This window comes from Limosilactobacillus alvi (assembly GCF_016900115.1).
Lineage (GTDB): Bacteria > Bacillota > Bacilli > Lactobacillales > Lactobacillaceae > Limosilactobacillus > Limosilactobacillus alvi.
Genome location: NZ_JACJJQ010000054.1, coordinates 1 through 8299, shown reverse-complemented (window position 1 = coordinate 8299; position 8299 = coordinate 1). Strand labels below are relative to the sequence as shown.

8 protein-coding genes are annotated in these 8299 nt (G+C 40.2%); 3 read left to right on the top strand and 5 right to left on the bottom strand.

Annotation, left to right across the window (positions count from 1 at the left end; translation table 11 throughout):
• Positions 1-115 precede the first annotated feature (115 nt).
• From thiI to ezrA, 3 genes are all read right to left on the bottom strand, one after another.
• Positions 116-1318, bottom strand: coding sequence for a tRNA uracil 4-sulfurtransferase ThiI (gene thiI, locus H5993_RS08585; RefSeq protein ID WP_204777049.1), 1203 nt, complete (start codon positions 1316-1318; stop codon positions 116-118).
• Positions 1319-1364: 46 nt separating this feature from the next.
• On the bottom strand, positions 1365-2513 hold the full coding sequence (locus tag H5993_RS08580; RefSeq protein ID WP_204777047.1) for a cysteine desulfurase family protein: 1149 nt from the start codon (positions 2511-2513) through the stop codon (positions 1365-1367).
• A 161-nt stretch (positions 2514-2674) separates the two neighbouring features.
• Complete coding sequence (gene ezrA, locus H5993_RS08575) at positions 2675-4381, bottom strand: septation ring formation regulator EzrA (protein WP_204777046.1); 1707 nt, start codon at positions 4379-4381, stop codon at positions 2675-2677.
• Between the two features lie 294 nt (positions 4382-4675).
• On the opposite strand from ezrA, the gene rpsD reads away from it, so the two are divergent.
• A complete protein-coding gene (gene rpsD / locus H5993_RS08570) occupies positions 4676-5284 on the top strand; it encodes a 30S ribosomal protein S4 (RefSeq protein WP_204777045.1) in 609 nt (202 codons plus the stop codon).
• A 294-nt stretch (positions 5285-5578) separates the two neighbouring features.
• Here the strand turns inward: rpsD and H5993_RS08565 are convergent, their stop codons facing one another.
• Both H5993_RS08565 and thiD read right to left on the bottom strand, forming a co-directional pair.
• Positions 5579-5947 (bottom strand): DUF1304 domain-containing protein, encoded by a 369-nt coding sequence (locus tag H5993_RS08565; RefSeq protein WP_204777048.1) that lies wholly within the window; start codon positions 5945-5947, stop codon positions 5579-5581.
• A gap of 10 nt (positions 5948-5957) precedes the next feature.
• Complete coding sequence (gene thiD / locus H5993_RS08560) at positions 5958-6782, bottom strand: bifunctional hydroxymethylpyrimidine kinase/phosphomethylpyrimidine kinase (protein ID WP_204777044.1); 825 nt, start codon at positions 6780-6782, stop codon at positions 5958-5960.
• A 164-nt stretch (positions 6783-6946) separates the two neighbouring features.
• On the opposite strand from thiD, the gene H5993_RS08555 reads away from it, so the two are divergent.
• The gene (locus H5993_RS08555; RefSeq protein WP_204777043.1) at positions 6947-7675 is read left to right on the top strand and encodes a DUF6198 family protein; all 729 of its coding nucleotides are present in this window, start codon (positions 6947-6949) and stop codon (positions 7673-7675) included.
• A 31-nt stretch (positions 7676-7706) separates the two neighbouring features.
• Complete coding sequence (locus tag H5993_RS08550; protein ID WP_204777042.1) at positions 7707-8114, top strand: VOC family protein; 408 nt, start codon at positions 7707-7709, stop codon at positions 8112-8114.
• The last annotated feature ends 185 nt before the right edge of the window (positions 8115-8299 follow it).

The following is an 8299-nucleotide window of genomic DNA, read 5'->3' as shown; positions in this document are numbered from 1 at the left end:
AGGCCACCCACGTTGGGCAGCCTAAACTAGACCAATTTAGCCTTAAAAATTCTATCAGTACCAGTTGACGAAGAGCCGAAATTTCTCTTCGACCGCTTTTTAATTCCCATCCAAATTAAAGCAATTCTGCAAAAACATCTTCGTTTTGGTTAAGGAATTCTTGATCTGCGTGAATTTCTTCAATCTTGACGCCTTTCAGTGCCCGTTCCATTAAACCATCCACGTCAAGCCACCCTTCATATTTAGTGGCTTTTTCAAGATTTGGCTTGGTCTTAGGAGAAGGTGGGGTAAAGACGGTACAACAGTCTTCGTATGGTAAGATTGACAAATTATAGGTATCAATATCTTCCGCAATCTTAATAATTTCAGTCTTATCATATGAAAGAACTGGTCTCAGTACCGGTAAATTCGTTACAGCTTCGATTGCTCGCATTGATTCCATCGTTTGGGACGCTACCTGACCAAGTGATTCCCCGTTGAAAATTGCGAGCCCCTTCCGGCGGTTAGCCAATTCAACTGCTAATCGAAGCATGAACCGCCGCTGAACCGTCATTAAGTAACCTTCTGGTACTTTTTCCTTCACTGTCTCTTGAATTTCTGTAAATGGCACTTGAATAAAACGAATACTTCCAGCATAACGGGCTAGTTTCCCCGTTAATTCTTTCGCCTTAGCAAGAGCTTGTTCACTCGTATACGGTGGACTATAGAAGTGAACCATTTCAAGCGAGACTCCACGTTTAAGAGCTAAGTACGCCGCAACTGGAGAATCAATGCCACCAGAGAGCATCATCATCCCCTTGCCTGCTGTACCAACTGGTAAACCACCGGCTCCCTTAATAATTTCACTCATTAAGTAAATTCCATTTCCGCGAATTTCAACCCGAATTTCAATTGCCGGATTATGAACATCCACGGTTAATAAATCTGGAAACTGTTCCAATAAGTAACCCCCTAATTGGCGGTTCATCTCAAATGTTCCCATTTCAAAATTATGATCGCTCCGCTTAGTTTCAACCTTAAAGGTAACCGGTTGGCTAACTTGTTTTTCAATTAACGTTTTAGCTGCTTCACACACGGCCCCAAAATTCTTATCAACTTTCAGCACTGGTGAAAAAGTTTGAATTCCAAAGACTTGTTTTAATCGCTTCATCACAGCTTCACTATCTACACCGTTTAAAATTACGTGCATCCGGTCTTGATTAGCATGAACTTTCACATCAGTAAAATCATGCAATGCTTTGCGGACGTTGGTTCCTAGTCGATCAATAAAATTTTTCTTATTGTGGCCCTTGGTTGAAAGTTCTCCATAGCGGACCATAATTTCATCATAATGTAATTGTGTCACTAGCACACCTTCTTTCTTATTAATCTATAATTTTTTTAAAGCCAGCATACACTTTATCAAAAACTTGGTTGAACTGATCTGCTTCGGCGAGGGTATTTTGATCACCTAAACTAATTCGAACAGCACATTCCGCTAGCTTCGTTGGGACCTTCATTGCCGCAAGCGTACTTGCTTCCGCTTGCTTTTTGGAGGAGCAAGCACTAGTCGTTGAAAGATAAATCTCCCGCTCTTCAAAAGCGTGAACAATCGTTTCACCACGAACACCCTCAATTGCAAAGCAAAGTACGTGGGCGGCAAAGCCATCATCTAAACGTGAGAATAAGTGTACATGATCGAAAGTCTGAATATGCTTTGCAATCCGTTCCTTAATTGCTTTTTCATTTGCAACACTCGTTATCTCTTTTTCCTTAACACGGCGAACTGCTCGCGCCATTGCTGCCATCCCAGCAACATTTTCGGTTCCTGAACGAAGTCCTCGTTCTTGGCCACCACCGTTAATTAAAGGTGCCAACTGCCGTCCTTGTTTGACATAAACAAAACCCGTCCCCCGTGGAGCATGGAACTTATGACCAGAGAAGGTTGCAAAGTCAACCCGGTCAGAAAAGACAAGATCATCCAAACCTTTTCCAATTGCTTGAACAGCATCAACCATAAAGTGAATCCGAGGATAATCATTTAGAACTTCCCCAATTTCCTTAATCGGTTGAATTGTTCCAATTTCATTATTTACCGCCATAATTGATACCAAGATCGTATCTGGGCGCAAAGCCGCCTTTAGATCAGCAACGCTTACTCGTCCTTGGTCATCAACTGGTAAGTATGTTACATCAAATCCCAACTCTTCTAGTTGGGCCATAGCATTACGAACCGCCGCATGTTCGACACTTGAGGTAATAATATGCTTCCCAAATTTATGTTTTGCGATTGCCGTTCCTTTTATGACCCAGTTATCCCCTTCTGAGCCACCAGAAGTAAAAATTATCTCACTTGGTAAAACGCCAAACAAGTTAGCAATTTGCCGCCGCGATTGTTCCAGTAAGTTCCAAGCTGGCTCCCCTAATTTGTGTAAACTAGATGGATTTCCCCAAATTTTTTCCGAAACTTGATCGTAAGTACTTAACACATCCGGCAAAATTTTGGTTGTGGCGCTATTATCAAAATAAATCAACAGGCCAATTCCTCCTTATTAAATTCTAAACCTTCGCTCACAACTAGTAGTGCATCTTGCTTCAGGTAGGTTGTAATTTAGTTCGACTCTAAACGCAAACTATTATACAAAAAAAGGGCAACAGAATAAACTATAAGTTCCTGTTACCCAATATTTTAGGCTTACTTTGGTTCTTCAACTTCTTGATAATAACTATCTTCAAGGCGCTTAAAGCTTCCCGGTTCAGCTTCTTCAACCGCCGTCCCTAAAGTTTCCAAACTTTCAGCATACTTATACTCACTAAATAGAGTTTGTGCTTCTTCAATAGCTTTCTCAATTTCTTCGTGATCGACACTTAACCGATGCGCATACTGGATTAACCGTTCCGTCAACTCCGCACTATCACGTAAACTAGTCGTCCTTTCCCGTAAAGTTCCCAAATCAGACTGAACAACCAATAACTGTTTGGTAATTTCTTCCATATCAATTTGTGGTTGGTTCATTAATTGGGATAACTTCTTTACTTCGTTTGAAACTACAAAAAAGTAATCTAAATAGTCTTGCGGGATTCCCGGGAGATTAAGATTTTCAACCCGGCGTTTAGTTGTTTTCAAGTCAACAGCAAATCGTTGCAAAGCCCGTTGAGCTCGCTCTTCATCTTCCCGTAAGGTTGCAACACTTTGATTAATTTCTTGTTGTTGCTTTTCGATTGCCGTTAGTTCATTTTCTGTTTTTTCAAGATGAGTTAAAACTTGACTTTCAATTGCTGAATGATCATTCAATCCAGCTTCATCAGTTTCAAGAGTCGACCGTTGTTGTCGTAACTGCTCGCTTAATCCTCGAGCATCAGCTATTTCATTATGATTAAGGGTATAGCTAATACTCAATTTGTCCAACTCATTAAGCAATTGTCGGTTTTGTGATTCGGCATGTTCTAAATGAGTCTTGGTTTTTGGAAACAGCTTTTTTACCTGAGGTCGGGCATCTAATTCTTTTTGCATCACATCATACAAGTGATCAATCGCTGGTGCTAGATGATCCACGGCTCCTTTCACTGGACCAATCTCAAGCTCTGTTAATTTTTCTAAGGCAAATTTTTGCTCGCCACTAAGATCTTTAATTTGGTCAGGAAGGTTAGCCTCAGTAAAGTTGTAATTTTTCTTTTTTAATTCTTCGTAACCACTTGATAATTCAGCTAATTGGTCCGGGAATGTAGTATAAAGCGGCCGGTAAAGTTCGGGAACCGTCTTTAAGAGCTTTTCATAATTTTGGGTTTCCGTCCTTAGTTCATCTAAAATTTCTTGAGCTGCTTGATGATCACCCTGATTAGCTACCTCAGCAAAGTGCTCAAACTTCTTTTGTAAGTCAATCAATTGTTGATTTAACTTAACCTTACTTTCACCGTATGAAAAGCCTTCATCATCTAATTGCCGGCTAAATTGATTGTAAGTTTGTCGAAGCTTTGTTAGGGCTTCGGTTTGATTTTTAACTGATGCATCAAGTTTGTCCAAGGCGGTTTCAATTTTTTTAGTTTCGTCAAGCAAACTAGCTACTTCTTCCGCTAAAGTACTTACACTCCCTGCAATTGTAAAAAGCGCCGTTGTTTTGGCCTCTTGACTAAGCAGTTCGATTTGATGCTGCATTTTTTTTACGTTTGGAACAAGTTTTTTATCAAATTGTTGCCGCAAATCTGTAAACGTCTTTAAAGATTCACCCATTAAGGTTTGAACCTTCTCCTTACTAAGCCGCTGATCAATTTTTTGCAAGGGAATGGCCTGGATACTCTGACCATATGTAGATAACTTTTTCAAAGTTTGTCGTTGATAAACGAAAAGCCCCACAATTACTAACAGGGCAATCACTAAAATTATTATTAATATTTGCACCATAAAAATCCCACCTATATTGATATCCTTGTTTTAGTATAGCATAACGTGATCAATAACGTTGGGGTCTTTTGAAGCAAATTTTATTTTTACTTGACGATAATCTTTAATCCAGTGTATGATAGTCGTTGTGTAAAATAATGCAGCAGTGTGGAGCAAGCTCGTCAACAGACTAATGCCAAGATGGTGTTTCTAGTAACTCGGCTGCTAGGGTGAACGATCTAATTAGGCTGCACGAATGCCAACCACACAATCGGATTATTTTACTCCAATCAAATTTTTTGGAGGAATTTATTTATGTCACGTTACACTGGTCCAAGTTGGCGTTTATCTCGTCGCCTTGGCGTTTCACTTTCTGGTACTGGTAAGGAATTAGCTCGTCGTCCATACGCTCCCGGTGATCACGGGAACGATCGGCGCGGTAGCGTTTCTGAATATGGGATGCAACTTCGGGAAAAGCAAAAGTTGCGTTTCATGTACGGAATGACTGAACGCCAATTCAGTAACCTCTTCAAGCGAGCTGGTAAGATCAAGGAAGGTACTCACGGTACCAACTTCATGATCTTACTTGAACGGCGTTTGGATAATGTGGTTTACCGTCTTGGCTTGGCTACTACTCGCCGTCAAGCACGGCAATTAGTTAACCACGGTCACATCACTGTTGATGGTAAGCGGGTTGACATTCCATCATATGAAGTTAAGGTCGGCCAAGTCATCGCCGTTCGCGAAAAGTCCAAGAACTTGGAAATCATCAAGAACGCGGTTGACGCTGTTGTTGCTCGGCCGTCATACGTTGAATTCGATGTCGACAAGTTAGAAGGTAAATTAACTCGCCTTCCAGCTCGTGAAGACATGAATGCTGATATCGACGAAGCGCTTGTCGTTGAATTTTACAACCGTCGGTAATTTATTACTGGTGGTTCTTCAAAGGATCTCAAAAGAATTTTCTTTGAGATCCTTTTTTTACATAACTAGAGAGGTTTTCTCAAAAATTTGTTGGTATGCTCCCATTAGAGTAGACATGGAGATACAAAAATCCATATCTACTCTAATGGTTTTTTGTATGCCTAAACAAATAAAACCAAGAAAATAAACCAGCCAAGCACCGCTAGAATATCGGCGCTTAGCTGGTTAATCTGATTTGTATATTTAAATGTCTACTTGACAGGGAAAAATGCATTATTTGCACAATCTCTTTTTCTACCCTAACCAAACCGCTAGGACTGCTCCTTCGGCGAGCACTGCTGGTAAAAGTTGCATAATCCAAACTTTCTTGCCCACCGTTAAGCCTCCATAAAAAGCAACGACAATTATAAACAACAATAATAATGCCCAGACTTGAAGCTGGATTGTTCCGCCAAAAAGCCAAGTTGTTGCGATTATGAGTAAACCTAACATACCGTTATAAATTCCTTGGTTAGCCATGGAAATTCGGGCCTCAGGTTGTTGAGTATAGTCATTACTAAGGCCGAATGCCTTTGCCTGTTGCTTTGGTGAAGCCCATATTTCAAGGACCATAATCCCTAGATGCTCAATTCCAACTATCCAAGCTAAAATCGTTGCTAACATCATTCTTAACTTACTCCTTGTTTTCTGAAACTAATTTCATTCCGGCCCAATGATTAATTGGCCCATACTGATGACCCACCGTCAGCTCATTTTGAATCGCAGTGTGGACAAATTGATTAGCCTTGATCACTGCTTGCTTAACCCCGACTTTCTTTGCTAACTCGGCAGTAATGATCGCAGAATAGGTATCACCAGTTCCGTTAACCCGATTAGTTGCTACATAGTTTTGAGAAAGCCAAAATTCTTCACCATCAGCTAAACGAACAAAATCTCGAACTGGCTTCACTTGGCCTGGTTGGTGTTGTCCTTTAATAACGACATTTTGCGCTCCCATTTGTTGCAATTCCTTTGCCGCTTCAATAATTGCTTCATCATTTTTGAGTTCCCGTTCAGTTAGTTTTTGGGCTTCAAAAAAATTAGGCGTTAAAACCGTTGCTAGCGGAACCATTCGCTTCCGGAAAAGTTCGAAAGCTGACTCAGCCAGTAACATCGCTCCATGCTTCGTGATAATAACTGGGTCAACAACTAAGGGACCAAAATCGATCTTCTCGTATTGATCAGCAACCACGTTAATTACGTCATCATCAGCCAGCATTCCTGTTTTAGCTGCCTGAATTTTGAAGTCAGTAGCTAAAACTTCAAATTGTTTGGCAATAAAATCAGCAGGCATTATCTGACTCGCATAAATTCCCTGTGAGTTACCAGCAACTGCTGCCGTTAAAATGCCATGACCATATACCCTATCTGCAAAAAAAGCGTGTAAATCGGCTGGCATCCCAGCGCTTCCATCGGAATCATGGCCAGCAATTGTTAAGGCTTGCGTTGTGCACTTCATTTCTTCCCCTCCTTTTTAATCATATTTTAATTTTACCATGAATTGGTAAGGAGACCATAAGATTATTTTTTTAGAAACATCTGTCAAGCGGTTGACATACAATTTTTCCAGTTGTAAAATCAGTGATCGTAAAGTGAAGTTTTTCACCAAGGAGGAAAGAGAAGATGGAAGAAACACCAAAAGTGACACAACGGTCGATTTCAATGACCACGAGTATCGCTTACTTCGCCCTTTCAATTGTGATAAATTCGATGGGGAACGTTTTAACACTTGTGACAAGTTCACATATTCACCCACATTTTTTGGGTTCGGCTTATTGGACCGCTGCTGAAAACAATCTTGGTTTAGCAGTCCTTGGAAAGGATAATCCCCTTGCATTATTCTGGGCCTTTATGATTTTGGGGATGTTAACATCTGTTTTAAACGCAATTTTGATGAAAAAATGGGATTGGAAACGAATTGGTGGTAACTTTATTTTCATGTTACCATTCTCAATCTTTATCCAATGGTTCTCAAACATTTTTAATCAAATTATGCCTGATGCATATTCTCTACCAATGGTAATCCTATACGTCTTAATTAATTTCTTTGGGGTTGCTTTAATTGGGACCGCTATTTCAATCTATCAACGAGTTAACTTAGTTTTACACCCTGCAGATGATTTGTTCCAAATTTTACGGTTCCGGTACTGCAAAGGAAATGCAACCGTTTCAATGTGGATGTCTTACATTCCACCGACAATTTTCGCCTTGATTGCAATGCCAAAGATGGGCTTAGCAAACTTTGGTTTAGGAACCATCTTTGCCCTTCTTTTCCAAGGTGCAATTACTGGTTGGGCTGACAAGCACATTTTTGGCAAACTTACTCACCAGGCGCTCGACTTAGGAAACTAGTATAAACTTATTTTGAGAGGAAGTAATTATTATGGCATTTAACAAAAGTCTAGCAGGATACTTTGACGATGTACAACACATTGGTATTCCAACCGATAATCTTCCAAAGACGATTGCTTTTTGGGAAAAACTCGGTTTCAAAATGATTGGTAACTTCGATACCGATGACCAAGGCAATCAAGTTGTCTTCATGAACATGGGCCACCTCACCCTCGAAATCTGGACTGGTGATGGTGCGGTTCACCAAACTGGTGCAATTAATCATATTTCCTTAAATACCAGTGATGCTGACGCTGCTTATAAAGCTGCTAAGGATGCTGGATTTAAGATGAAGGAAAGCGAAGTTCAACACCTTGACTTCTGGGAAAAAGGAATCAAATTCTTTAACATTGAAGGGCCAAATAGTGAAACAATTGAATTTTGTGAAATTGTAAAGTAACGAAAAAAGGTTGGGAAAAAACTTCTCATTAACCTTAGTTTCTAATTAACATTTAGAGATACAGAAAAGCGACTGGGAAAGATTAATTTCTTCCCAGTCGCTTTTTCGGGCTCTTCGTCAACTGGTACTGATAGAATTTTTAAGGCTAAATTGGTCTAGTTTAGGCTGCCCAACGTGGGTGGCCT